General features: G+C 70.0%; 23 protein-coding genes and 1 tRNA gene. 7 read left to right on the top strand and 17 right to left on the bottom strand.

The window, feature by feature from the left end; all coding sequences use genetic code 11:
• Positions 1–130 precede the first annotated feature (130 nt).
• Positions 131–2,728: an ATP-dependent chaperone ClpB gene (clpB, locus tag VT52_RS08480; RefSeq protein ID WP_046417573.1), complete on the bottom strand. Its 2,598-nt coding sequence runs from the start codon at positions 2,726–2,728 to the stop codon at positions 131–133.
• 182 nt (positions 2,729–2,910) lie between these two features.
• Between clpB and VT52_RS08475 the strand changes: the two genes are divergently transcribed.
• Positions 2,911–3,324: a pyridoxamine 5'-phosphate oxidase family protein gene (locus tag VT52_RS08475; RefSeq protein ID WP_046417575.1), complete on the top strand. Its 414-nt coding sequence runs from the start codon at positions 2,911–2,913 to the stop codon at positions 3,322–3,324.
• A gap of 181 nt (positions 3,325–3,505) precedes the next feature.
• Here the strand turns inward: VT52_RS08475 and VT52_RS08470 are convergent, their stop codons facing one another.
• Together VT52_RS08470 and VT52_RS35410 are read right to left on the bottom strand one after the other, a co-directional pair.
• Complete coding sequence (locus VT52_RS08470) at positions 3,506–3,841, bottom strand: Rieske (2Fe-2S) protein (RefSeq protein WP_046417577.1); 336 nt, start codon at positions 3,839–3,841, stop codon at positions 3,506–3,508.
• 1 nt (position 3,842) lies between these two features.
• On the bottom strand, positions 3,843–4,115 hold the full coding sequence (locus VT52_RS35410; RefSeq protein WP_240509685.1) for a hypothetical protein: 273 nt from the start codon (positions 4,113–4,115) through the stop codon (positions 3,843–3,845).
• 87 nt (positions 4,116–4,202) lie between these two features.
• On the opposite strand from VT52_RS35410, the gene VT52_RS08460 reads away from it, so the two are divergent.
• A complete protein-coding gene (locus VT52_RS08460) occupies positions 4,203–5,207 on the top strand; it encodes a helix-turn-helix transcriptional regulator (protein ID WP_079174922.1) in 1,005 nt (334 codons plus the stop codon).
• A gap of 51 nt (positions 5,208–5,258) precedes the next feature.
• On the opposite strand, the gene VT52_RS08455 is transcribed toward VT52_RS08460, so the two are convergent.
• The 7 genes from VT52_RS08455 to VT52_RS08425 form a co-directional block, all read right to left on the bottom strand.
• A complete protein-coding gene (locus tag VT52_RS08455) occupies positions 5,259–6,275 on the bottom strand; it encodes a helix-turn-helix transcriptional regulator (RefSeq protein WP_046417582.1) in 1,017 nt (338 codons plus the stop codon).
• 208 nt (positions 6,276–6,483) lie between these two features.
• Positions 6,484–7,590 carry a sugar ABC transporter substrate-binding protein gene (locus tag VT52_RS08450; RefSeq protein WP_046417584.1) on the bottom strand — a complete coding sequence of 369 codons (1,107 nt, stop codon included), beginning with the start codon at positions 7,588–7,590 and terminating at the stop codon, positions 6,484–6,486.
• A gap of 329 nt (positions 7,591–7,919) precedes the next feature.
• Positions 7,920–8,375 carry a heat shock protein transcriptional repressor HspR gene (locus VT52_RS08445; protein WP_046417762.1) on the bottom strand — a complete coding sequence of 152 codons (456 nt, stop codon included), beginning with the start codon at positions 8,373–8,375 and terminating at the stop codon, positions 7,920–7,922.
• A 5-nt stretch (positions 8,376–8,380) separates the two neighbouring features.
• Positions 8,381–9,556, bottom strand: a complete 1,176-nt coding sequence (gene dnaJ, locus VT52_RS08440; RefSeq protein ID WP_046417587.1) for a molecular chaperone DnaJ — start codon at positions 9,554–9,556, stop codon at positions 8,381–8,383.
• Positions 9,557–9,592: 36 nt separating this feature from the next.
• Positions 9,593–10,267, bottom strand: a complete 675-nt coding sequence (gene grpE, locus VT52_RS08435) for a nucleotide exchange factor GrpE (protein WP_046417589.1) — start codon at positions 10,265–10,267, stop codon at positions 9,593–9,595.
• Positions 10,264–12,111, bottom strand: coding sequence for a molecular chaperone DnaK (gene dnaK, locus VT52_RS08430; RefSeq protein WP_046417591.1), 1,848 nt, complete (start codon positions 12,109–12,111; stop codon positions 10,264–10,266). The genes grpE and dnaK overlap by 4 nt, the downstream gene beginning before the upstream one ends.
• A gap of 94 nt (positions 12,112–12,205) precedes the next feature.
• Positions 12,206–13,237: an MraY family glycosyltransferase gene (locus tag VT52_RS08425; protein ID WP_046417593.1), complete on the bottom strand. Its 1,032-nt coding sequence runs from the start codon at positions 13,235–13,237 to the stop codon at positions 12,206–12,208.
• Positions 13,238–13,456: 219 nt separating this feature from the next.
• On the opposite strand from VT52_RS08425, the gene VT52_RS08420 reads away from it, so the two are divergent.
• Positions 13,457–15,739, top strand: a complete 2,283-nt coding sequence (locus tag VT52_RS08420; RefSeq protein ID WP_046417596.1) for a (Fe-S)-binding protein — start codon at positions 13,457–13,459, stop codon at positions 15,737–15,739.
• Positions 15,740–16,097: 358 nt separating this feature from the next.
• Here VT52_RS08420 and VT52_RS08415 read toward each other — a convergent pair whose 3' ends face one another.
• On the bottom strand, positions 16,098–16,478 hold the full coding sequence (locus VT52_RS08415; RefSeq protein ID WP_046417601.1) for an antibiotic biosynthesis monooxygenase family protein: 381 nt from the start codon (positions 16,476–16,478) through the stop codon (positions 16,098–16,100).
• Between VT52_RS08415 and VT52_RS35405 the strand changes: the two genes are divergently transcribed.
• The 3 genes from VT52_RS35405 (at position 16,428) to VT52_RS08405 (ending at position 18,796) form a co-directional block, all read left to right on the top strand.
• On the top strand, positions 16,428–16,712 hold the full coding sequence (locus VT52_RS35405) for a recombinase family protein (protein WP_079174930.1): 285 nt from the start codon (positions 16,428–16,430) through the stop codon (positions 16,710–16,712). The genes VT52_RS08415 and VT52_RS35405 overlap by 51 nt on opposite strands.
• A gap of 245 nt (positions 16,713–16,957) precedes the next feature.
• Positions 16,958–17,209 (top strand): hypothetical protein, encoded by a 252-nt coding sequence (locus tag VT52_RS08410; RefSeq protein WP_143070854.1) that lies wholly within the window; start codon positions 16,958–16,960, stop codon positions 17,207–17,209.
• A gap of 498 nt (positions 17,210–17,707) precedes the next feature.
• Positions 17,708–18,796, top strand: a complete 1,089-nt coding sequence (locus tag VT52_RS08405) for a Yip1 family protein (RefSeq protein ID WP_206306464.1) — start codon at positions 17,708–17,710, stop codon at positions 18,794–18,796.
• Between the two features lie 70 nt (positions 18,797–18,866).
• Here VT52_RS08405 and VT52_RS08400 read toward each other — a convergent pair whose 3' ends face one another.
• The 3 genes from VT52_RS08400 to VT52_RS38650 form a co-directional block, all read right to left on the bottom strand.
• Positions 18,867–19,364: a phosphoribosyltransferase gene (locus VT52_RS08400; RefSeq protein ID WP_046417606.1), complete on the bottom strand. Its 498-nt coding sequence runs from the start codon at positions 19,362–19,364 to the stop codon at positions 18,867–18,869.
• Positions 19,365–19,377: 13 nt separating this feature from the next.
• The gene (dcd, locus tag VT52_RS08395; protein ID WP_046417608.1) at positions 19,378–19,953 is read right to left on the bottom strand and encodes a dCTP deaminase; all 576 of its coding nucleotides are present in this window, start codon (positions 19,951–19,953) and stop codon (positions 19,378–19,380) included.
• Positions 19,954–20,026: 73 nt separating this feature from the next.
• Positions 20,027–20,218 carry a hypothetical protein gene (locus tag VT52_RS38650; protein ID WP_046417609.1) on the bottom strand — a complete coding sequence of 64 codons (192 nt, stop codon included), beginning with the start codon at positions 20,216–20,218 and terminating at the stop codon, positions 20,027–20,029.
• Between the two features lie 281 nt (positions 20,219–20,499).
• Between VT52_RS38650 and VT52_RS08385 the strand changes: the two genes are divergently transcribed.
• A tRNA-Gly gene (locus VT52_RS08385) sits at positions 20,500–20,573 on the top strand.
• Between the two features lie 90 nt (positions 20,574–20,663).
• Here the strand turns inward: VT52_RS08385 and VT52_RS08380 are convergent.
• The 3 genes from VT52_RS08380 to VT52_RS08370 are packed head-to-tail and all read right to left on the bottom strand — an operon-like array spanning position 20,664 to position 23,370.
• On the bottom strand, positions 20,664–21,842 hold the full coding sequence (locus tag VT52_RS08380; protein ID WP_046417612.1) for a tyrosine-type recombinase/integrase: 1,179 nt from the start codon (positions 21,840–21,842) through the stop codon (positions 20,664–20,666).
• Positions 21,842–22,057 carry an excisionase family DNA-binding protein gene (locus tag VT52_RS08375; RefSeq protein ID WP_046417614.1) on the bottom strand — a complete coding sequence of 72 codons (216 nt, stop codon included), beginning with the start codon at positions 22,055–22,057 and terminating at the stop codon, positions 21,842–21,844. Before VT52_RS08375 ends, VT52_RS08380 begins: the two co-directional genes overlap by 1 nt.
• Positions 22,054–23,370, bottom strand: coding sequence for a replication initiator (locus VT52_RS08370; RefSeq protein WP_079174929.1), 1,317 nt, complete (start codon positions 23,368–23,370; stop codon positions 22,054–22,056). The genes VT52_RS08375 and VT52_RS08370 overlap by 4 nt, the downstream gene beginning before the upstream one ends.
• Position 23,371 lies beyond the last annotated feature (1 nt).

The raw sequence follows: 23,371 nt of genomic DNA, 5'->3' as shown, positions 1-23,371 counted from the left end.
CCTCCCCCATGCGGGGAGGGGGGTGGCAAGCCCGAGCGGCCGGAACACACCGACCTTTCGGAACAGGCCGAGGCCATGGGGGCGGCCCGAGCCGGAGGAGGACGGTCCGGCTCGGGCGCGCCCACGCGGGTTACAGCGTCTTGCCCGTCGCCGGCCCCACCAGCAGGCCCTCGCCGAAGCGGTCCACACGGACCGTGTCGCCGTCCTGGATCTCGCCAGACAGGATCTCCCGGGCGAGCCGGTCACCGATGGCGGTCTGCACCAGGCGGCGCAGCGGCCGGGCGCCGTACGCCGGGTCCATCCCCTCCTCCGCGAGCCAGGACAGCGCCTCGGGCGTGACGTCCAGGGTGAGCCGGCGCTCGGCGAGCCGCCTGCCCAGCCGCTCGATCTGGAGCCCCGCGATCCGCTCCAGCTCGGGCTTAATCAGCGCGGAGAACACCACGAGGTCGTCCAGGCGGTTGAGGAACTCGGGCTTGAAGGACGCCCGTACGACCTCCAGCACCTGCTCCTTCTTCTGCTCCTCGCTCGCGACCGGGTCGACCAGGAACTGGCTGCCCAGGTTGGAGGTGAGCACCAGGATGGTGTTGCGGAAGTCGACCGTACGGCCCTGCCCGTCCGTCAGGCGGCCGTCGTCCAGCACCTGGAGCAGGACGTCGAAGACCTCCGGGTGGGCCTTCTCCACCTCGTCCAGGAGCACCACGGTGTACGGGCGCCTGCGCACCGCCTCGGTCAGCTGGCCGCCCTCCTCGTAGCCCACGTACCCGGGGGGCGCGCCGACCAGCCGGGCCACGCTGTGCTTCTCGCCGTACTCCGACATGTCGATGCGGACCATGGCCCGCTCGTCGTCGAAGAGGAAGTCCGCGAGCGCCTTGGCGAGTTCGGTCTTCCCGACGCCGGTCGGGCCGAGGAAGAGGAACGATCCGGTGGGCCGGTCGGGGTCGGCGATGCCGGCCCGGGAGCGCCGTACCGCGTCGCTGACGGCGCGCACGGCCTCGCCCTGGCCGATGAGCCGCCTGCCCAGCTCGTCCTCCATGCGCAGCAGCTTCTGGGTCTCGCCCTCCAGCAGCCGGCCGGCCGGGATGCCGGTCCAGGCACCGACGACGTCGGCGATGTCGTCGGCGCCGACCTCGTCCTTGACCATGGTGTCCCGGGCGGCCTCCTCCTCGGCCTCGGAGGCGGCCTCCAGCTCCTTCTCCAGCTGCGGGATCTCGCCGTAGAGCAGCTCGGCGGCCTTGTCGAAGTCGCCGTCGCGCTGGGCGCGTTCGGCCTGGCCGCGCAGGTCGTCCAGCCGCTCCTTGAGTTCGCCGACCCGGTTGAGGGACTGCTTCTCCTTCTCCCAGCGGGCGGTCAGGCCCCGCAGCTCCTCCTCCCTGTCGGCGAGGTCGCGGCGCAGCTTCTCCAGACGGGCCAGCGAGGCGGGGTCGGTCTCCTTGCCGATCGCCAGCTCCTCCATCTTCAGCCGGTCGACGGAGCGCTGGAGTTCGTCGATCTCCACCGGCGAGGAGTCGATCTCCATGCGCAGCCGGGAGGCCGCCTCGTCCACCAGGTCGATGGCCTTGTCCGGCAGGAAGCGGGAGGTGATGTAGCGGTCGGAGAGGGTGGCCGCGGCGACCAGTGCGCTGTCCGCGATCTGCACCTTGTGGTGGGCCTCGTACCGGCCCTTGAGGCCGCGCAGGATCGCGATGGTGTCCTCGACGGTGGGCTCGGCGACCAGCACCTGCTGGAAGCGCCGCTCAAGGGCGGGGTCCTTCTCGATCCGCTCCCGGTACTCGTCCAGCGTGGTGGCGCCGACCATGCGCAGCTCACCGCGGGCGAGCATGGGCTTGAGCATGTTGCCGGCGTCCATCGCGGAGTCGCCGCCCGCGCCCGCGCCGACGACGGTGTGCAGCTCGTCGATGAAGGTGATGATCTGCCCGTCGGAGTCCTTGATCTCGGCGAGGACGGCCTTGAGGCGTTCCTCGAACTCGCCGCGGTACTTGGCACCGGCGACCATCGCGCCGAGGTCCAGCGCGACCAGGCGCTTGTCCTTCAGCGACTCGGGCACGTCGCCCTTGACGATCCGCTGGGCGAGCCCCTCCACGACGGCGGTCTTGCCGACGCCCGGCTCTCCGATGAGGACCGGGTTGTTCTTCGTGCGACGGCTCAGCACCTGCACGACCCGCCGGATCTCCTGGTCCCGTCCGATGACCGGGTCGAGCCGGCCCTCGCGGGCGGCGGCGGTGAAGTCGGTGCCGAACTTCTCCAGGGCCTTGTACTGGCCCTCCGGGTCGGCGGTGGTCACGCGGCGTCCTCCCCTGGCCTTCCTGAAGGCCTCCAGCAGCTTCTTCGCCTCGGCGCCCTGCCGCCTCAGCAGCTCACCGGCGGCCCCGCCCTTGGCGGCGATGCCGATCAGCAGGTGTTCGGTCGACAGGTACTCGTCGCCGAGGTCCTTCGCCCGCTCGCCCGCGTCCGCGAGCACGGCCAGCAGGTCCCGGCTCGGCTGCGGGGGCGCCACGGTGGAGCCGGCCACACTGGGCAGCCCGGCGAGGAGCTTCTCCGCGCCGGCGCGCACGGCGGCCTGGTCGGCCTCGACGGCGGCGAGCAGGTCGGTGATGTTCTCGTTGTCCTGCCCCGCAAGCAGCGCCAGCAGCAGATGCGCGGGGGTCAGGTCCGGGTGCCCCTCGGTCACGGCCCGGTTGCTGGCCGCGTTGATCGCGTCCCGGCTCTTGTTGGTCAGCTCGGCGTCCACCTTCGCGTTCTCCTCCTCGACGTACCTTCACGACCCGACGTTCCCGACGTTCCCGCGGGGCAGGGGCGGGCGCACCCTCAGACGTGCCCCCACATCCTCTGCTGACTTAACCAGCGTACATAAAGTTGAGTCTATTCCACTCAAGGCTGCTCGCGCACCGCTCTACGGCTAGGTTTCCGGGCATGGCGAAACACTCCGTGGATCCGGGTTCCCCGGACGACGCGTACCTCGGCTTCTGGCGCGAGCGGCACCTGTGCACACTGACCACCGTCCGGCCGGACGGCAGCCCGCACGTCGTGCCGGTCGGGGTGACGTACGACCCCGAGGCGCGTCTCGCCCGGGTGATCTGCGACGGCGGCAGCGCGAAGGCGGCCCACGTCCGCGCGGCCGGCCCGGACGGCGCCCGCGCAGCCGTCTGCCAGGTCGACGGGCGCCGCTGGGCCACGCTGGAGGGGCGGGCACGGCTGTCCGCGGACCCGGAGCGGATCAGGGACGCGGAGCGCCGCTACGCCGAGCGCTACGGGCACGCCCCCCGGCCGAACCCGACCCGCGTGGTGATCGAGATCTCACTGGAGAGGGGGCTGGGGCGAGGGTGAAAGGGATGTGGAGGACCAGTGACTCCACGGCGGCCGCGTTCGATTCGATTCGGCCACTGTGGAAGACGGGGCATACCCCGAAATGTCGGCACGAACAACAGCGGCGTCACCGTGTTCAGGTCACGGTGACGCCGCTGCGGGGGGAAGCGCCTGAGCGATCTTTTACGACGGGGGAATCGCGTCAGGCACTGCGGGGGGTGGCCGAGATTGTTCTCAGGTCGGACTCCACCGGCTCGGTGAGCCGGTGATCCCGCTGGTCCAGGTTCACAAAGATCATTCCGTACCGTATGGCACACCGCACCGGCTTGGGCGCCCCACGCGGCTTGCGCAGGCACCGGTAGGCCCGGACGTCCTCCTCGTCGTCGCGCGTGACGACGACCGGCTCGCCGAAGACGGTCACCATCAGCGAGTCCCCCGGGTGGGGGATCGCGGTCACCAGGTCGATGAAGTGCCAGCCGGAGCGGTAGGCGGTGGCCATCTCACGGCGGAAGGAGCGGTCGTCGGGTGGCGTGGTCACATCAGCTCCCTGAACCGTCTGCCGTGTCCACCGTCGTCGTGGTCACCGCGGGCGCGGGCGCCGAGGGCCACCGGGTGTCCGAGGGCCACCGGGTGTCGGCGCGCACATCGGTCTTCGCGTCGAACGTGGCCACCGCGGGCCACCTGGTGTCCGCGCGAGTGTCGCTCTTCGCACCGAAGGGGCCACTCAGCACTCCAAGGGCCACAACGGCGGAGAAGGTGGCGACCAGCACCGAGCGAATCATCTTCTTGCCCATGGTCGACTTCGTCCTCACTTGAAGGTCCCCTTCTTCCCCCGTCGGATAAGACGATGGCTCATTCAGGCACATCATGACCACACAATCAGTGCATCATGTTCCTGCATGTTCAGGACCCTGGGGGGTGGAGATTTGACTTCAAATCGGCACAACACGGTACATCCCCATGCGGTCACCGAACTGTGCGAGGAAGGGGGCCGACTTTACGCCAACGCCCTGCGTACCGGACACGTCTCCCGCGCTGACGTGGCGTCGGCTCCCTGCCTGATGGAATTCGCCCTGCTCCACCCGGACCCGGACGACCCCGACTGGCTGCGCCCGGTGCCGCCGGCGGTGGCGCTGGCCCAGCGGCTGTCGCCAGTCGAACAGGAGATAGCCGACCGCCGACGCTGGGCGGTGCAACTCTCCGACGTGTTCGAGCCGTTCCTCGCGCTGAGCACCCGGACCGGGTCCGCGACCCACTCGATCACGGTCCTGGAGGGCAGCGACCGCATCAACGCCGCCCTCGACCTGGCCACCGCCCAGTGCCAGTCCGCCGTGCTCACCGTGCAGCCGAGCAACCGCTTCACCGAACACACCATCACCCAGGGCCTGGAGCGGGACACCGCCCTGGTGGAACGGGGCGTGCACATCCGCACCCTCTACCAGCACACGGCCCGCTACAACCTCGGCCATCTCGGCTACGTCGCCCAGCTCACCAGCGGCAAGGTGGAGTACCGCACCATCGACGAACTGGTCGAACGGCTCATCATCTGCGACGAGTCGGTCGCCTTCATCCCCACCCGCGACGACCAGCAGGTGGCGCTGGAACTGCGCAACCCCGGGCTCATCCGCTACCTCATCAAGGTCTTCGAGTTCATGTGGAACCGCGCGGTCCCGCTGACCGCGGGCGCCCCGTACGAGACCGCGCCCGACGGCATCACCGAGATCCAGCACTCCATCGCCAAGCTCCTGGTGGAGGGCCATGTGGACGAGGCCATCGCTCGCCGGCTCGGGATGAACGTGCGCACCTGCCGCGCCCACATCGCCCGGCTCGCCCAGGCGCTCGGCAGCGGCAGCCGCGCCCAACTCGGCTATCTCATCGCCCAGTCCGGCATCCTGGACAAGTGAGCCGCCCGTACCGGCCCCGTGCGGGCCCGTACGGGGCCTTCTGGGGGAAGGTCACCGCGAGGCGTCCCGGGCGGCCGGCAGACCCCTGCCGCTGCCGTCCAGGCCCGCCTGGGCGATACGCACGCCGAGCTGGGTACGGCTCGCCGCGCCCAGCGTCTCCGAGAGGCGCGCGATGTGCGCGCGGCAGGTCCGCACGCTGATGCCGAGCCGCTCGGCGATCACCGCGTCCTGATGCCCCTCGGCGAGCAGCGCCGCGATGGACTGCTCGCGGTGCGAGATGCCCTCGATGCCGGTCTCCGGCAGCGGCGCGGTGAGCGGGATGGCGAGCCGCCACAGCCGCTCGAAGACGGTCACCAGGTACTCCACCAGCGCCGGGTGGCGCAGCTCCAGGGCCATGGTGCGGTCCGCGTTCGCCGGGATGAAGGCCACGGTGCGGTCGAAGAGGATGAGCCGGTCGATGACCTCGTCCAGGGTGCGGGCCTCCACCGTGTCGCCCATCAGCTCCAGGTAGTTGAGCAGCCCCTGCCCGTGCCGGGCCACATGCGTGTACAGGTCCCGCATGCGCACCCCCCGCCCGCGCAGCGCCAGTGCCCGGTGCAGGCCCTCGGTCAGCTCCGCCTCCCGCCGGATGCCGCCCGGCTGCACGGTGAGCACCTCGGTGGTGCACGCCTCGGTCGCCTCGTCCATCGCGGCCTGGATCCGGGACAGCCCGTCCAGCACCCGCACCGCGCTGCCCCCGGCCGGCGCCGCGAGCGCCCGCAACCGGCCGAGCCCGGCGTACCACTCGAAGGCGGCCACCGCCGAGCCCACCCGGCGCTGGCTCTCGCTGACCTCGTCGTAGACCCCGCGCAGCAGCCGGGTCATGACCTCCTGCGGGGAGGTGGGGACCAGCCAGTCCATGTCGTCGGGGTCCGGGTGCAGCAGGGCCAGTTCCAGCAGGCAGGGCACCGCCTCGGCCTCGACGCGCGGCACCCGGCCCCGGCGCACCGCCCGTGAGTACACGCGGTCCCCGGCCTCGCACAGCCGGTCGGCACCGTGAGGATGCTGCTCCGCCCTCCGCCCGGCCATCGCGCATTCCACCCCCGGTGTGCTGCCACTTCCGCAGCGCAACTATGCGTGGCGCCGACCGGGTCCGCAACACGGCTCCCCGCGGCACGGCGGCCGTTGACAGCCGCCTTGCGGGGGTATCTCCCGGGCTCCGCGCCTCGCACTGCAACAAGCTGGTGGCGGCCCCGGACACCCGCCCGGGGCCCGGCCGCCGTACCCCGCCGGCCGGTTACTTCAGGCCGATCGCGTCGCACCGCGCCTTGAACTTGGCGGTGCAGATGTCGCCCACGGTGTAGATGCCGTCCGCGACGACCGTGTCCTTGATGGTCTTGCGCGTCAGGGCGCTCACCTGGACCAGCTTGGACGGGATGTTCTTGGTGGTGGGGCTGTCCACCTTGTCCTGGGTGAGGGCGTCGAACTGGATGTCCTTGCCCTGGACCTTTGAGACCGCCATCTGCGCGGCGGCCTCGGCCTCGTCCGGGTAGGACTTGTAGACGCTCATGTACTGCTCGCCCGCCACGACCCGCTGCACGGCGTCCAGCTCGGCGTCCTGGCCGGTGACCGGCGGCAGGCTGGTGACACCCGCGGCCTTCAGGGCCTTGATGACACCGCCCGCCATGCCGTCGTTGGCGGCGTAGACGCCGGCGATGTTGCCCGCGCCGATCTGGCTGATCGCCTTCGCCATGTTGGCCTGGGCGTTCTCCGGCTTCCAGTCCGTGGTGTCGTAGCTGGCCGCGATGGTCACCTTGCCGTTCAGCTCGGAGAGCGCGCCCTCCTTGAACTGCTTGGCGTTCGGGTCGGTGGGCGAGCCGTTCATCATCACGATCTTCGTGGCGGTGCTCGCGCCGCTGCCCAGCGCCTCCAGCAGCGAACGGCCCTGCACCTCGCCGACGAGCTCGTTGTCGAAGGAGATGTACGCGCTGATCGGGCCCTCGGCCAGGCGGTCGTAGGCGATGACCGGGATGCCGGCGTCCTTGGCCTTCCTCACCTCGCCCGCGATGGCGTGCGAGTCGACGGCGTCGAGCAGGATCACGTCGACCTTGTCGTCGATCATCTTCTGCATCTGGCCGGACTGCTTGGCCGCGTCCGCGTCCGCGTTCTCGTACTCGACCTTGCCCTGCTTCGCGGTCAGGTCGGAGACCTTGCTCTTGATGATGGGGTAGTCGAACTTGTCGTAGCGCGAGTTGGTCTTCTCCGGCAGCAGCAGGCCCACGGTGAGGTCGTCGCCCTTGGCCGGGCTCGCGCTCGTGCTGTCCCCCGTCGCGTTCAGGACGCCGCATCCGGCCAGCGAGAGGGTCGCCGCGGAGGCGGCCACGGACAGGGCGATACGGCGCATACGAGGGCTCACTTCACGTGTGTTTCGGACGTGGGTGCTGCTTTAGGACCCAGGTGTCTGAAAAGACAACGCGGAGCCGACAGTCGGCGTCAAGAAGCCTTGCTTAACGAGTACGCAACACTACGCGCCGTCCAACCTGTGAAAGCAATGGGGAAACCTCTCCAAACGCTCTTTACGGACCGTCCATCCAAGGGGAGTTCACGGGGCGGCAAAAAATGGGTTGTGCCCGCCGCCGTGCCGCACGGGGTCCGAGGACGGCGAAGGGACGGCGAAGGGCCCGCGGACGGGATGCGTCCGCGGGCCCTTGGCCGTACGTGGTGGTGCGGGGGTCAGTCGCCCTGCTGCGGGGACCGCTTGGGCCGCCACACGACCAGCGCGCTGGTCTGCTGGACCTCCTGATACGGGACCAGGTCCCGCCGGTAGGAGGCGTGCACGGCGGCCTCGCGCTGGCGCATGGCGGCCGCCGCCCCGTCCAGGGCCGCCTCCATTTCCGCGACGCGGGACTGGAGCGCGGCGACCTGGTTCTCCAGTTCGATGATGCGCTTGATGCCGGCCAGGTTGATGCCCTCGTCCTGCGACAACTGCTGCACCTGGCGGAGCAGTTCGATGTCACGGGCCGAGTAGCGCCGGCCCCGGCCCGCGGTGCGGTCCGGGGAGACCAGGCCCAGGCGGTCGTACTGGCGCAGCGTCTGCGGGTGGAGTCCGGAGAGCTGGGCCGCCACCGAGATGACGTAGACCGGGGTCTCCTCGGTCAGTTCGTACGGATTGCGCCGGCGGCCTTCCATCACTCTCAAGCTCCCTTCGCGGCCTCGAACAGCTCCGCCCGCGGGTCCTCGCCCGCGGTCGCCTCGCGATACGCCTGCAGTGCGTCACGAGCCTTCCCCGACAGGTCCTCCGGGACACTCACCTCGACGGTGACCAGGAGGTCGCCTCGGGTGCCGTCCTTGCGGACCGCTCCCTTGCCGCGGGCCCGCATGGTCCTGCCGTTCGGAGTGCCCGGGGGCAGCTTCAGGGTGACCGGCGGGCCGCCGAGAGTCGGCACCCGCACCTCGCCGCCGAGCGCGGCCTCCGCGAAGGTGACCGGGACGGTCACCGTGAGGTTGTCGCCCTTGCGGCCGAACACCGGGTGCTCGCCCACATGCACGGTCACGTACAGATCGCCCGCCGGACCGCCCCGCTCGCCGGGAGCGCCCTTGCCGCGCAGCCGGATCCGCTGCCCGTCGGTGACGCCCGCCGGGATGCGGACCTGCATGGTGCGCGAGGACTTGGCGCGTCCGCTGCCCTTGCAGTCCGGACAGGGGTTCTCCGCGATCAGACCGCGGCCCTTGCAGTCGGGGCAGGGATCGGTCAGGGAGAAGCCGCCGCCCGAGCCCCGGGCGATCTGGCCGGTGCCGACGCAGGTCGGGCACACCCGGGGCGTGCCGTTCTTGTCGCCGGTGCCGGAACAGGCCTTGCAGGGCTGCTGGGAGGTCATCCGCAGCGGCACCGTGGCCCCCTCGATCGCCTCGGTGAAGCTGAGGGTGACCTCGGTGTCCACGTCCTGGCCGCGGCGCGGCTGCGTACGGGTCGCCCCGCCCGCGCCGCCCCGGTTGAACAGGCCCCCGAAGACATCGCCGAGCCCGCCGCCGAAGCCGCCGCTCTGGGCGGTGCCGCCGCCTCCGAAGAGGTCGCCCAGGTCGAAGTTGAAGTTTCCGCCGCCGGCGCCCGGACCGGGGCGGAAGCCGCCGTTGCCGAACAGGGCGCGCGCCTCGTCGTACTCCTTGCGCTTCTTGGGGTCGCCGAGGACGTCGTTCGCCTCGGAGATCTCCTTGAAGCGCTCCTCGGCCTTGGCGTTGCCCTTGTTGGCGTCCGGGTGGAACTCACGCGCGAGCTTCCGGTACGCCTTCTTGATCTCGGCCTCGGTGGCGTCCTTGGGGACGCCGAGGACCTTGTAGAAGTCCTTCTCGATGAAGTCCTTGGTGCTCATCCCCGACGTCCCTCCTTCCCGTCCGCTGTGATTACGTCAGCCCTCCTCCGGGCCACCGTTCTCCTTGTCGTCGGCCGCCTCGGACTTCTCCTCGGCACCCTCGGCCTTGCCCGCCTTCTCCGGCTTCCCGGCCTGCGCGCCCGGCTGCGGCTCGGCCACGGCCACCCGCGCGGGGCGGATGGTGCGCTCGCCGATGCGGTACCCGGGCTGCAGGATCGCCACGCAGGTCGTCTCGGAGACGTCCGGAGCGTAGCTGTGCATCAGGGCCTCGTGGATGGTCGGGTCGAAGGGCTCGCCCTCCTTGCCGAACTGCTGGAGGCCCAGCTTGGCCGCGATGGTCTCCGTCGACTCGGCCACCGACTTGAAGCCGCCGACCAGTTCGCCGTGTTCCCGCGCGCGGCCGATGTCGTCGAGCACGGGCAGCAGCTCGGTCAGGAGGTTCGCGACGGCGACCTCCTTGACCGTGACCCGGTCCCGCTCGACCCGGCGGCGGTAGTTCTGGTACTCGGCCTGGAGCCGCTGGAGGTCCCCGGTGCGCTCGCTCAGGGCGGTGCGCACCTGGTCCAGCTGGGCGACCAGACCGGCGTCTGCGTTCGCGTCCCCGGCCGGGGCCGCCCCCTCCTTGGGGGCGGCCTTCGACTCGGCGTCGTCAGGGGTGGCGCCGGAGGGGACGTCGGGCTTCTCGTCAAAGCCCGGGGTCTCCTCCGTCACGCGGCACCGTCCTTGCGCTCTTCGTCCACGATCTCGGCGTCCACGACGTCGTCGTCGGCCTTGGCCTGGCCGTCGGCGGCCGCGTCACCGGCACCCGCGGCCTGAGCGCCCTGGGCGTCGGCGTACATCGCCTGGCCGAGCTTCTGCGAGACGGCCGCGACCTTCTCGGTGGCGGTGCGGATCTCGGCGGTGTCCTCGCCCTTGAGCTTCTCCTTCAGCTCGGCGACGGCGGACTCCACCTCGGTCTTCACCTCGCCCGGCACCTTGTCCTCGTTGTCCTTGAGGAACTTCTCGGTCTGGTAGACGAGCTGCTCGCCCTGGTTCCGGCTCTCGGCGGCCTCGCGGCGCTTGTGGTCCTCCTCCGCGTAGCGCTCGGCCTCCTCGCGCATGCGGTCGACCTCGTCCTTCGGCAGCGAGGAGCCGCCGGTGACGGTCATCTTCTGCTCCTTGCCGGTGCCGAGGTCCTTCGCCGTGACGTGCATGATGCCGTTGGCGTCGATGTCGAAGGAGACCTCGATCTGCGGGACGCCGCGGGGCGCCGGCGGCAGACCGGTCAGCTCGAACATGCCGAGCTTCTTGTTGTACGCCGCGATCTCGCGCTCGCCCTGGTAGACCTGGATCTGCACGGACGGCTGGTTGTCCTCGGCCGTGGTGAAGATCTCCGAGCGCTTGGTCGGGATCGTGGTGTTGCGCTCGATCAGCTTGGTCATGATGCCGCCCTTGGTCTCGATGCCGAGGGACAGCGGGGTGACGTCGAGCAGCAGGACGTCCTTGACCTCGCCCTTGAGGACACCGGCCTGGAGCGAGGCGCCGATGGCGACGACCTCGTCCGGGTTGACGCCCTTGTTGGCCTCCTTGCCGCCGGTCAGCTCCTTGACGAGCTCGGCCACGGCGGGCATACGGGTGGAGCCACCGACGAGGACGACGTGGTCGATCTCGTTGATGGAGATGCCGGCGTCCTTGATGACGTTGTGGAACGGCGTCTTGCAGCGCTCCAGCAGGTCGGCGGTCAGCTGCTGGAACTGGGCGCGGGTGAGCTTCTCGTCCAGGTGCAGCGGGCCCTCGGCGGACGCCGTGATGTAGGGCAGGTTGATCGAGGTCTCGGTGGAGGAGGACAGCTCGATCTTGGCCTTCTCGGCGGCCTCGCGGAGGCGCTGGAGGGCCATCTTGTCCTTGGACAGGTCCACGCCGTGACCGGACTGGAACTGCTTTACCAGGTAGTCGACGACACGCTGGTCCCAGTCGTCACCACCGAGGTGGTTGTCACCGTTGGTGGCCTTCACCTCGACGACGCCGTCGCCGATCTCCAGCAAGGACACGTCGAAGGTGCCGCCGCCGAGGTCGAAGACGAGGATCGTCTGGTCGTCCTTGTCGAGGCCGTAGGCCAGCGCGGCGGCCGTCGGCTCGTTGACGATGCGCAGGACGTTCAGGCCCGCGATCTCGCCGGCCTCCTTCGTCGCCTGGCGCTCCGAGTCGTTGAAGTACGCCGGGACGGTGATGACCGCGTCGGTCACCTTCTCGCCCAGGTACGCCTCGGCGTCCCGCTTCAGCTTCTGCAGGATGAACGCGCTCATCTGCTGCGGGTTGAACTGCTTCCCGTCGAGCTCGATCTTCCAGTCCGTGCCCATGTGGCGCTTCACGGAGCGGATGGTCCGGTCCACGTTCGTGACCGCCTGGCGCTTGGCGACCTCGCCGACCAGCACCTCACCGTTCTTCGCGAAGGCGACGACGGACGGCGTGGTCCTGGCACCCTCGGCGTTGGTGATGACGGTGGGCTCGCCGCCCTCCAGAACGCTGACGACGGAGTTAGTCGTGCCCAGGTCGATGCCGACCGCACGTGCCATGGTTGATTCCTCCAGCTGACTTGAGTGCAACAGGCTCAAGTGTGCACGAGCGGGCCGCTGGGGTCAACAGACATGAGTCAGACAGACTCAAGTCTTATCCGTTCCTTACACGCAACCGCTCGCTGACCTGCGTCGATGCCATACGACGGGGGCGCTGGACCGGAATCCGCACGGGCGCCCGCAGGAGTACGAGCACCAGGACGGCCGCCCCTCCCGCCACCCACAGCACGGGGTCCTCCCCCGCCCACCCGGCGTGCACGAGCACTCCGGCGAGCACCGCGGCGAAGGCGCACATCCCGAGCACCACCACGGCCCCCGGCTGCGTGAGCCCGAACCGCCGCAGCCGGTGCACCAGGTGGTCCGGGCCGCGCCGCAGCAGCGGCCGGCGCCCGAGCAGCCGTACGAGGACCACCAGGGCGGCGTCCGCGAGGGCGACGGCGCCGAGGCAGAACAGCACGGCCGCGCTCGGCCCGATCGCGTACCCCGCACGAGTGAAGACGACCCCGGAGGACAGCAGGAACCCGGTGAACAGCGAGCCGCAGGCGCCGAGTCCGACCCGGGCGGGATACCAGTTGTGCATCAGGAAGCCGGTGAGAGCGGCGGCGAGCACGCTGAGCAGGACGGCGAGCCCGTCCATCACCTCGATGGCGGCGCAGACACCGGACCCGAAGGCGGTGACCACCCCGACGGTCCCGGCCAGCCCGTCCGCGTGGTCGAGTCCGCGGAAGGCGAGCGAGACGACGACGATCCCGGCCACGGCGAGCGCGCCCCCGGCCACCCCCGTCTCGTCGTAGGGCACCACGCAGGCCGCCGCCACCGCCGTACCGGCGGCGATCACCCGGCCGCGCAGCCGCCAGACGTCGGCGACCAGGCCGAGCAGTCCGACCACCACGGCGGCCAGGAGCAGCCCGCCGACCCCGTCACCCAGAGGGGCGACCCGGGTCCATTCACCCGTCCAGGCGACCAGCGAGGTGACGGTGACGACGGCGAGGCCGCCGAGCAGGGGCAGCGGCCGTCCTCGGCGCCGGTCGACGACCCCGGCCCGCAGGGCGGGCAGCCGGAGCAGCGCCGCGAGGACGGCGGTGAGCAGCAGGGCGGCGGAGGCCGCGGCGATCCCGTAGAGCACGGCTCTAAGGTAGGGGTGAAAGTAGCAATTCGGGATGAATAACACGATCAGATTGCCCTTGAGGTGATCAGCACGCCACCATGGGCGACCCCTCAGCGACCCATATCACCCCGCGCTCCCCTGCAGCGCGAAGGAAGATAGGGGTAGTCTCAGAGGACTACATAAGTTACCGCTTAGTAATGTCGCTCGGTCAATTCGAGGCCGCCCTCAGGAGCCCCAATGCAACTCGCCGCGATCATCGTGTCGCTGGTCCTGATCGTGGTCGGCGTGGCACTGTTCGGCCGCGCCCTCCTCCAGATCTTCAACTACATGCGTCTCGGCCAGCCCGTACCGGCCGGGACCAGGACCAATGACCCCGCCCAGCGCACCGTCACGGTGGCCAAGGAATTCCTCGGCCACACCCGGATGAACCGCTGGGGCATCATCGGCGTGGCGCACTGGTTCGTGGCGGTGGGCTTCTTCTCCCTGCTGCTGACGATCGTCAACGCGATCGGCCAGCTCTTCAAGGCGGACTGGATCCTGCCGATCATCGGCAACTGGACGCCGTACAACATCTTCGTCGAGTTCGTCGGCACCATGACCACGATCGGCATCCTGGTGCTGATCGCGATCCGCCAGCTGAGCAGGCCGGACAAGCCGGGCCGCAAGTCCCGCTTCGCCGGCTCGAACTTCGGCCAGGCGTACTTCGTCGAGGCCGTCATCCTGATCGTCGGCGTCTGCATCTTCATGCTGCACGCCCTGGAGGGCGCCCAGCACCACGTCGACAGCTACGAGGCGTCGTTCTTCATCTCGTATCCGGTCGTCGCCTGGTTCAAGGGCATGAGCGTCGGCACGCTCCAGAACCTCACCTACTTCTTCGCCGCCCTGAAGATCGCGACCTCGTTCATCTGGATGATCACGGTCGCCCTGAAGACCGACATGGGTGTGGCCTGGCACCGCTTCCTCGCCTTCCCGAACATCTGGTTCAAGCGCAACGCCGACGGCGGCACCGCGCTCGGCGCGCTGCTGCCGATGACCTCGGGCGGCAAGGCGATCGACTTCACCGACCCCGGCGAGGACGACGTCTTCGGCGTCTCCCAGGTCGAGCAGTTCTCCTGGAAGGGCCTGCTGGACTTCTCCACCTGCACCGAGTGCGGCCGCTGCCAGTCGCAGTGCCCCGCCTGGAACACCGGCAAGCCGCTGTCCCCGAAGCTGCTGATCATGTCGCTGCGCGACAACGCGCACGCCAAGGCGCCCTACCTGCTGGCCGGCGGCGGCAAGACGGCGGAGGGCGAGGAGAAGGCCTCCGAGGAGCAGCTGGCAGGCGTGCCGGCCGCCGCGCTGGCCGAGGCCGAGCGCCCGCTGATCGGCACCGCCGAGGAGAACGGCGTCATCGACCCGGACGTGCTGTGGTCCTGCACCACCTGCGGCGCCTGCGTCGAGCAGTGCCCGGTGGACATCGAGCACGTCGACCACATCGTCGACATGCGCCGCTACCAGGTCATGATCGAGTCGGCCTTCCCCTCCGAGGCGGGCACGATGCTCAAGAACCTGGAGAAGAAGGGCAACCCCTGGGGCCTGGCCAAGAAGCAGCGCCTGGAGTGGACCAAGGAGGTCGACTTCGAGGTCCCGGTCGTCGGCAAGGACATCGAGGACCTCACCGACGTCGAGTACCTCTACTGGGTCGGCTGCGCCGGCGCCCTGGAGGACCGCGCCAAGAAGACCACCAAGGCGTTCGCCGAACTCCTCCACATCGCGGGCGTCAAGTTCGCGATCATGGGCGGTGACGAGAAGTGCACCGGTGACTCCGCCCGCCGCCTGGGCAACGAGCCCCTGTTCCAGGAGCTCGGCATGGAGAACGTGATGGCCCTGAACACGGCGTTCGGCGAGGAGCTGGACGACGACGGCAAGGTCACCGCGGAATCCCGCAAGCCCAAGTCGGCGAAGAAGATCGTCGCCACCTGCCCGCACTGCCTCAACACGCTCGGCAACGAGTACCCGCAGCTCGGCGGCGACTACGAGGTCATCCACCACACCCAGCTGCTCCAGCACCTGGTGGACGAGGGCAAGCTGATCCCGGTCACCCCGGTCGAAGGCATCATCACCTACCACGACCCGTGCTACCTGGGCCGCCACAACAAGATCTACACGCCACCGCGCGAGATCATCGGCAAGGTCCCCGGCCTGCGCAACGAGGAGATGCACCGCCACAAGGAGCGCGGCTTCTGCTGCGGCGCCGGCGGCGCGCGCATGTGGATGGAGGAGCGCATCGGCAAGCGCATCAACAACGAGCGCGTGGACGAGGCCCTCTCCCTCGACCCGGACATCGTCTCCACGGCCTGCCCCTTCTGCCTCGTCATGCTGACCGACTCGGTCAACGGCAAGAAGAACGACGGCAAGGCCAAGGAATCCATCCAGGTCGTCGACGTCGCCCAGCTCCTGCTGGACTCCGTCAAGACCCCGGCGGACCCGACGGACGAGTCCGAGTCCGAGACCGCCCCGGAGCCCGAGCCGGTCAAGTGACGGCCCCCACGGCCCGCTGAGACACGGCAACGCCCCCTGCTTCGCACAGGCAGGGGGCGCTGTCGTGTCCGGGGGCGGGACGCTCGGGGGACGGCATCGCCGCGCCGCGGCGCGACCCCGGCGGCCGTCGGAACCCGCACACCCGCCGAGCGGGGGCGGGAGGGGCCGGGCGCACGGGGAACCGCGGGCATCCGGCCGGGGCCGGGCAGGCGACCGGGAGGCGGGCCGCCCGGCGGGACCCGCCCGCGGGCGTCTCTCATGGCGGGCCCGAGGCCGGCCCCGCCTCCCGCACGGCGGGCGCGCGGCGCAGGCATGGCGCCGGACCTCGTGAGCACCACCGAGGCCCGGCGCCGGGCGGTCACGCGTTCTTCGGGGCCGCCTGCTGGACCACGTCGAAGGACCACAGGGTGGAGCCGGAGGCGGCCGGCTTGGGACGGTCGCCCTCCGTGGCACCGCCCTGGTGCGCGGCCTTCATCGGGCCCTCCATCCACGCCTGGAAGGAGGCCTCGTCACGCCAGCGGGTGTAGACGAGGTACTGGTCGGTGCCCTCGACCGGGCGCAGCAGCTCGAACCACTCGAAGCCGTCGGAGTTCTCCACCGCGTGGGCCCGCGAGGCGAACCGCTTCTCCAGGATTTCCCGCTGCTCGGCAGGCACGGTCAGCACATTGATTTTTACTACGCTAGGCACATGACACCTCTCGTCAAACGGGGCCCCGACTGGACCCCTGATCTGGACCATGTGCGCGCAGTGTCCTACATCCGACAGTCAAGGAAGCGTGAGGACGACTCCGCGTCGTCCCCCGAAGCACAGCGGACCAAGTGCGAGGCGCTGATCACAGCCAAGGGTTGGGACAACGCCGGTCACTTCGCTGACGTGGGCAAATCCGGCTGGGACCCCAAAGTGGTCCGCCCCGCGTTCGAAGAGATGATGTCCGCCGTTCGCGCCGGACACGTAGACGCAGGTCGCGCCTGAGTACGCTGGACCCCGAGGACCGTGAAGACCTGGAATGGCTTGGTGAGGCAGCGCGCCGATTTGCCGCCCAGGCAGACACGGGCGAGCGGCATGCAGAACTAGCCGCCGCGCGGGCTGAGTTGGAGCACGTACGGGAAGCCCTCCGCACGCTGTACGCCGACCGGCAGGCAGGGCTGTACGCCGGGGCGACCGGCACGGCCATGTTCGCTGAATCCGTCGAGCGGCTGACTGCCCATGAGGCTCGGGTGAGTGAGCGCGTAGCTGAGCTGGGGCGGGATGAGAGCGGCACCGTGGTCATCCCCTCGGAGTGGACGGCCCCGGAGGGCGACCCCATCGGGCCGGAGTCGACGTGGGGCAGTTGGGACCTGGAGCAGCGACGTAGCTTCCTGGCTTTCTCCCTCGACCGCATCACCATCGCCAAGTCCATCGGCCGTGGCCGGAACGCGAACACGGAGGATCGGGTGACTGTGCACTGGGCAGAAGCACCAGCCCAGTAGGCGCCTGAGCGCCCTCTGAGCCCAGTTCGGGGACGTCGATTGGGATTTCGCCTTTGTGGTCTCGATGCCATGATCGCGTCGTGATGGATCCGGAGGGCGATTTCGGTCATCCGGCACCCAGGTTCGGTGTTGAAGCCGAACGTGTCGTGCGCCTGGCGGTACCGCCGCCCGTTGCGGGCCGCCACGCAGGTAGTGGGGGTAGGTCAATCTCTGGCGACACGCGTCCCACGGACCCGGCCTCCGGGGTTACGCGCATTTCCGCGAAATGGCCACCCGGGGGGTCTGGGGCAAAGCGGGTCGCGTGGCTTGCATCGCCGCAGGTCAGAGCATGTCACTTACCGGCGTTCACCGGGACTCCCGTACGGCCCTCGTCCACCACGGCGTGTCCCCCGGCCGCCGGCCCGGCGGTGAACCCTGCGGTCCGGCTCCGCCCTCGCGGACCGAGACGGTTCAAACCCGGAACCATCCCTGGTGAAACGGCTGACGGCCCCTTAGGGGATGTCACAGGTCGGCCGCAAAGCCCGGCCCGGACCGCCGGGCCCGGCACGTGGCCCTCCGGGACCAGGTACGTTCGATGACGTGGCTGGATTCAGGATCGGACGTGGGGGCCGGGACGACCGCACCCCCCAGGGACAGCAGGCGCCGCAGGGACCGTCGTACGGCCGCCCCGGCCCCTCGGGCGGGCGGCGCGGCCCGTCGTCGTACGGGCAGCAGGGGCCCCAGGCGCCCGGACAGGGCGCGGGACGGCCGTCGTACGGCTACCCGTCGCCGCAGTCGCCGCAGCCGTCGTACGGGCAGCCGCCGCAGGCACCGCAGTCGTACGGACAGCAGTCGTACCCGCGGCAGGGCCGGCCGTACGACCGGCAGGGCCCGGCGGACGACGGCCCGGAGTACTTCGACGACGGCTACGGGAGCGGCACGCCCGACCCGTACGCGGCCAACAACCCGGGCCACACCCAGGCGTTCTCGATCGACGAGGCCGCCGGCTACACCCAGGGCGCGACCTACCAGGCCGGCTCCGTCGCCGCACCCGCCCCGCCGGTGGGCCCGCCACTGCACTGGAAGGAACTGCTGCGGGGGATCATCCTCTCCCCCGACCCGACCTTCCTGCGGATGCGGGACTACACGATGTGGGGTCCGGCCCTGGTCGTGACCTTCCTCTACGGTCTGCTGGCCGTCTTCGGCTTCGACGACGCGCGCAAGGAGGCCATCGGCGCCACGCTGTCCAACGCGGTGCCGATCGTGCTGATCACCGCGGTCGTGATGGTGCTCGCCCTGTTCGTGCTGGGCGTGGTCACCCACACCCTGGCCCGCCAGCTCGGCGGCGACGGCGCCTGGCAGCCGACGGTGGGCCTGTCCATGCTGATCTCCGCCCTCACGGACGCGCCCCGCCTGGTCTTCGCCATGTTCTTCGGCGGTGACGCGGGCTTCGTCCAGATACTCGGCTGGGCCACCTGGCTCGGCGCGGGCGCCCTGCTCACCATGATGGTGTCCCGCTCGCACGACCTGCCGTGGCCGAAGGCGCTGGGCGCGTCGGCGATCCAGCTGATCGCGCTGCTGTCGATCGTGAAGCTGGGCACGTTCTAGCCCCGGACACGGAGAAGGGCCCCCGGCGCGGTTTCCGCCGCCGGGGGCCCTTCTCCGTGTTCTGTCTCCCTCAGGCGTCGAGCACCTGGTCGTCCCGCCGCACGACGGGCCCTTCCACGCTCCACGGGAAGTTGATCCAGTCGTCGGTGCGCTTCCAGACGTACTCGCACTTCACGAGGGAGTGGGACTTCTCATAGATCACCGCGGAGCGCACCTCGGCCACGGTGTCGAGGCAGAAGTCGCGGACCAGCTTCAGCGTCTTGCCGGTGTCGGCGACGTCGTCGGTGATCAGGACCTTCTTGTCGGAGAAGTCGATCACGTTCGGGACGGGCGCGAGCATGACGGGCATCTCGAGCGTCGTCCCCACGCCAGTGTAGAACTCGACGTTCACCAGGTGGATGTTCTTGCAGTCGAGGGCGTAGGCGAGCCCGCCGGCCACGAACACGCCGCCCCGGGCGATGCTGAGCACGATGTCCGGCTCGTACCCGTCGTCCGCGATGGTCCGCGCCAGCTCGCGGATGGCGCCGCCGAACGCCTCGTAGGTCAGATTCTCCCGCACGTCACTCATGTTCCGGCCGCCCTCACACCTGGGTCCGATGGAAATTGACGTAGGACCGCGAGGCGGTCGGCCCGCGCTGACCCTGGTACCGCGAGCCGTAGCGCTCACTGCCGTACGGGAACTCCGCGGGCGAGGACAGCCGGAAGAGGCACAGCTGGCCGATCTTCATCCCCGGCCAGAGCTTGATGGGCAGGGTGGCGAGGTTCGACAGTTCGAGGGTGACGTGACCGCTGAAGCCCGGGTCGATGAACCCGGCGGTGGAGTGGGTGACCAGGCCGAGGCGGCCCAGCGAGCTCTTGCCCTCCAGCCGCGAGGCGAGGTCGTCGGGCAGCGAGATGACCTCGTAGGTCGACGCGAGCACGAACTCCCCGGGGTGCAGGATGAACGGCTCGTCCCCTTCCGGCTCCACCAGCCGGGTCAGATCGGGCTGTTCGACGGAGGGGTCGATGTGCGGGTACCGGTGGTTCTCGAACACCCGGAAGTAGCGGTCCAGCCGGACATCGACGCTCGACGGCTGCACCATGGATTCGTCAAAGGGATCGACCCGTACCCGCCCGGCGTCGATCTCGGCCCGGATGTCCTTGTCTGAGAGAAGCACGTAGCGAGGATACGCAAGGCGCGCGGAGCCATGACAATCGCGACGACTCCGCGCGCCGGTGGTGACGACGCGGCTACACCGCGTACGTACCGACTTCGCCGCTCACCCCTTGCTTCCGCCGGGCGACCGGCACGACGCTGCGCAGCCGCGCGCATCGAGGGCACCGCATGAGCCGACCGGGGCCGAGCCGCTCGGCCTGCTGCATCGGGAACGAAGCGGTGCTGAAGACGTGCCCATCGGCACAGCGGACGACGGTGTGTTCCATCAAGTCCCTTAAGTCCCTTCCCCAAGAGCCTCGTCGGGCTGACCAACCCGACGACAAAAGCCACATTACGGGATCAAAGAGACGACCCTCCAGGCGGCACTCCGGCCTCACCCGGCCCCTCTCCCGGGCCCCCACCGTACGCCCCAACTCCCGCCCCCCGCAGCCGGATCCCACCCCTGAAACACACTCAGACCCCCGGCCATGAGCACCGGGAGCCTGCGATGAGGTACAGTGAGCGAGCGTCGGACAGGGACCGTCTCGGGAACTTTGTCCGTAGTTACGCGGGTGTAGTTTAATGGTAGAACATCAGCTTCCCAAGCTGAGAGCGCGAGTTCGATTCTCGTCACCCGCTCCACACTAAACCCCCAGGTCAGAGACCCGGGGGTTCTTTGTTGTCTAGACCGGCGCGCGGAGCGCGCACCACAACCGCACCACAAGGGCGTGGCTAGCTGCCCGTGGGCTTCTCGTCGTGGTGCGTGGGGCCGCCGTGTTCCTTGCCGTTGTGGTGCTTCGCACGTTCGGCGCGGACCAGGTCGTCGAGGCCGGCCGCGAGGTCGCGCTGCCGCTCCTCGTCGGAGTGCTGGTAGATCAGCGCGGCCTTCTCGGACGACTGGCCGGCGCGGACCATCGTGTCCTTGAGGGTGGCACCCGAACGGGTCGAGAGCGTGTGTCCGGTGTGACGAAGGTCGTAGAAGCGGAAGCCGTCCGGGAGCCCGGCGGCCACGCGAGCACGCCGCCACTTCCGGCCGAACGAGGTACGCCGGAAGGGAGCGCCCTTCTCACCCACGAACACCAGCCCGTCGGGCCCCTTCTCGGCGAACCAGGCGAGGTGCTGCCGCACCTCCTTGTGGAGGAAGGCCGGGAGGACGACGGCCCGGACACCCGCGTCGGACTTCGTCTCACCGGGAGCACGCTTGCCGTTGGTCCGCTCCGGTTCGGCGACGCGGACGCGCATCACCATGTGGTCGAGGTCGACGTCCCGGCGCCGCAGGCCGGCCAACTCCTCCGGCCGCATCGGGCCGTAGGCGCCGAGATAGACCATGAGGCGCCAGCGGATACCGATCGCCTCGGCGAGGGCGTCGACCTGGGTGACGGTGGCGATGCGCCGCTCAGCGGCCGACTCCTTGCCCGCTCCCTTGATCCGGCACGGATTGCGGCTGATCAGGTCGTCGTCCACGGCCGTCTCAAGGATGCCTTTGAGGAGGCGGTACGCCTTGGCGACGGTGGTCTTGGCCTGGGTGGTGCGGAGCCGCTCGGCCCGCCATTCGCGCACGCGGGGAGCGGTGATCTCGTCCAGGTCGAGCGTGCCGAAGGTCGGGAAGATGTGCAGCCGCAGGAGGTGCCGGTACAGGTCCTCGGTCCGAACGGCCAGCTCCCGTTCCTCGACCCACTTCTCGGCGTAGAAACGGAAGTTGACCGCCCCGGCATCGGGATCGCGCCAGTCCCCCCGGCTGAGGTCCGCCTCGACCTGTGACAGCCAGATCTCCGCGTCCTTCTTGGTGTCGAAGGTCTCGTCCGCACGGATGCGCTCACCGTCGGGCGCGAGATACGACGCCGTCCACTTGCCGGACCGGTACTGCCGCACTGCGCCGAAGCGCCGGCGCCTGCCCTTCTTGTTGGCCATCAGGCAGCCCTCCGGAATCGGGAGCGAGGACGCCTCAGCGGCTCCACCGTGCGCGACTTGATGAACTCCTCGACCGCGCTCTCAGGGATGCGCACATGCCGGCCGACCTTCACGTACCGGATGCGCCGCTCCTCGATCAGCCGCCGGGGGAAGCGGGCGGTTGTGCCGAGCAGCTCGGCGACCTGGTCGACGGACAGATAGCGGTCGGTCGTCATGTGGCCGGTTCTCCTTCCGTTCCGGAGGCGGGTTCGAGAGTTGCGGCGAGCCAGGCTTCGCCGTCGGTGAGACCGGTTCCGGCGAACACCCAGTGGGCGAGGACGAGGGTGGTTTCGCCGTCCTGCGGGACCGGTGGAGCCGTCTGGGCGCGGCGCCATTCGGCGCGGGCGTCGCGGAGGGCGCCGAGGGTTGTGGAGTAGCGGCGGGACTTGGTGGAGAAGTGGCCGCGGAAGCCGAGCATGTGCGCCCAGGCGCGCAGGCGGAGGTGTTCGAGGTCCTTGCGTGCGCCGAGGGTCCAGGCGGTGCGGATGAGGCGGCGGGCGTGGTCGCTGATGTCGAGCTGGGCGAGTTCGGCGGCGAACTTCAGCGGCCGGTCGAGGGTGCCGATCGCGGTTTCGGCGCCCTTGGTGGCGTACTTGGCGATGTACGCGGCTACGGCCCGCTCGGTCAGCTCCTGGCCGCCGTCGAAGTCGGCGGAGCGGATCGGCCGGACGTCGAGCTGGCGGCCGAAGGCGAAGGTGTGGGCGCGGCCATCGACAACAGGGCCGTCAACGCGCGCGGCGGTTGCTGCCGCGCGGATGGCATCGGACAGCAGGTCGGCGGTGGCCCACGGCGGGGGCGGGGTGTCGCCGCCGTCGGGACCGTCGAGGCGGATGACCGCATGGAAGTGGACGGCGCCGCGCTTCTGGTACTCGGCGACCTTGGCGAACGCGACGCGGGCGTGGTCGCGGAAGGCGCGTTGGGTGAGGCCGGCGCGCTTGGCGATCTCCCGGCGGAGGTAGATCGAGAAGCGCCGCCAGAGGTCGCCCGCATGAGCGTTCCAGAGGATGGCCGCTTCGTAGTCGTAGGTGTCCGCGTCGAGGGGTGTGCCGAGGGCGGGGTCGTCCTGGTCGTGGTGGGTGCCGCAGCGGCAGGGGCGGCCGTCGGTGCGGCGGTTGTGGACCGGGCCGAAGCCGGGAGCGGTGACGGTGGCGAACACGCGCGGGTGTGCGGCGACCCGGTCGGGGGTGCCCTTGCCGCCGCGCAGGCCAGCGGTGATCAGTTGGTAGGTGTCGCGGCGGTAGACCTCGGCGCAGGCCGGGCAGCGGGTTGCCCGTCGGTTGTTGCAGCGGACCAGCAGCTGTCCGGCGGGCAGGGTGGCGGAGTCGAGGTGGTGAAGGGTGTTGCCGATCTCGCCCGTACGGGTGTCGACGGCGTATTCGGTGCGGTGGCCGTCGAGGCGGATGGGGTGGGTGCAGCCGCCCAGGCCGGAGAGTTGGCGGGCAAGCTCGGGCAGGGTGCCGAGCGACGCCAGGGTGGAGAGTTCCGCCAGC

Source organism: Streptomyces malaysiense, assembly GCF_000980885.2.
Lineage (GTDB): Bacteria > Actinomycetota > Actinomycetes > Streptomycetales > Streptomycetaceae > Streptomyces > Streptomyces malaysiense.
The sequence above is the reverse complement of the archived record's forward strand: the minus strand, read 5'-3'. Positions and strand labels throughout refer to the sequence as shown.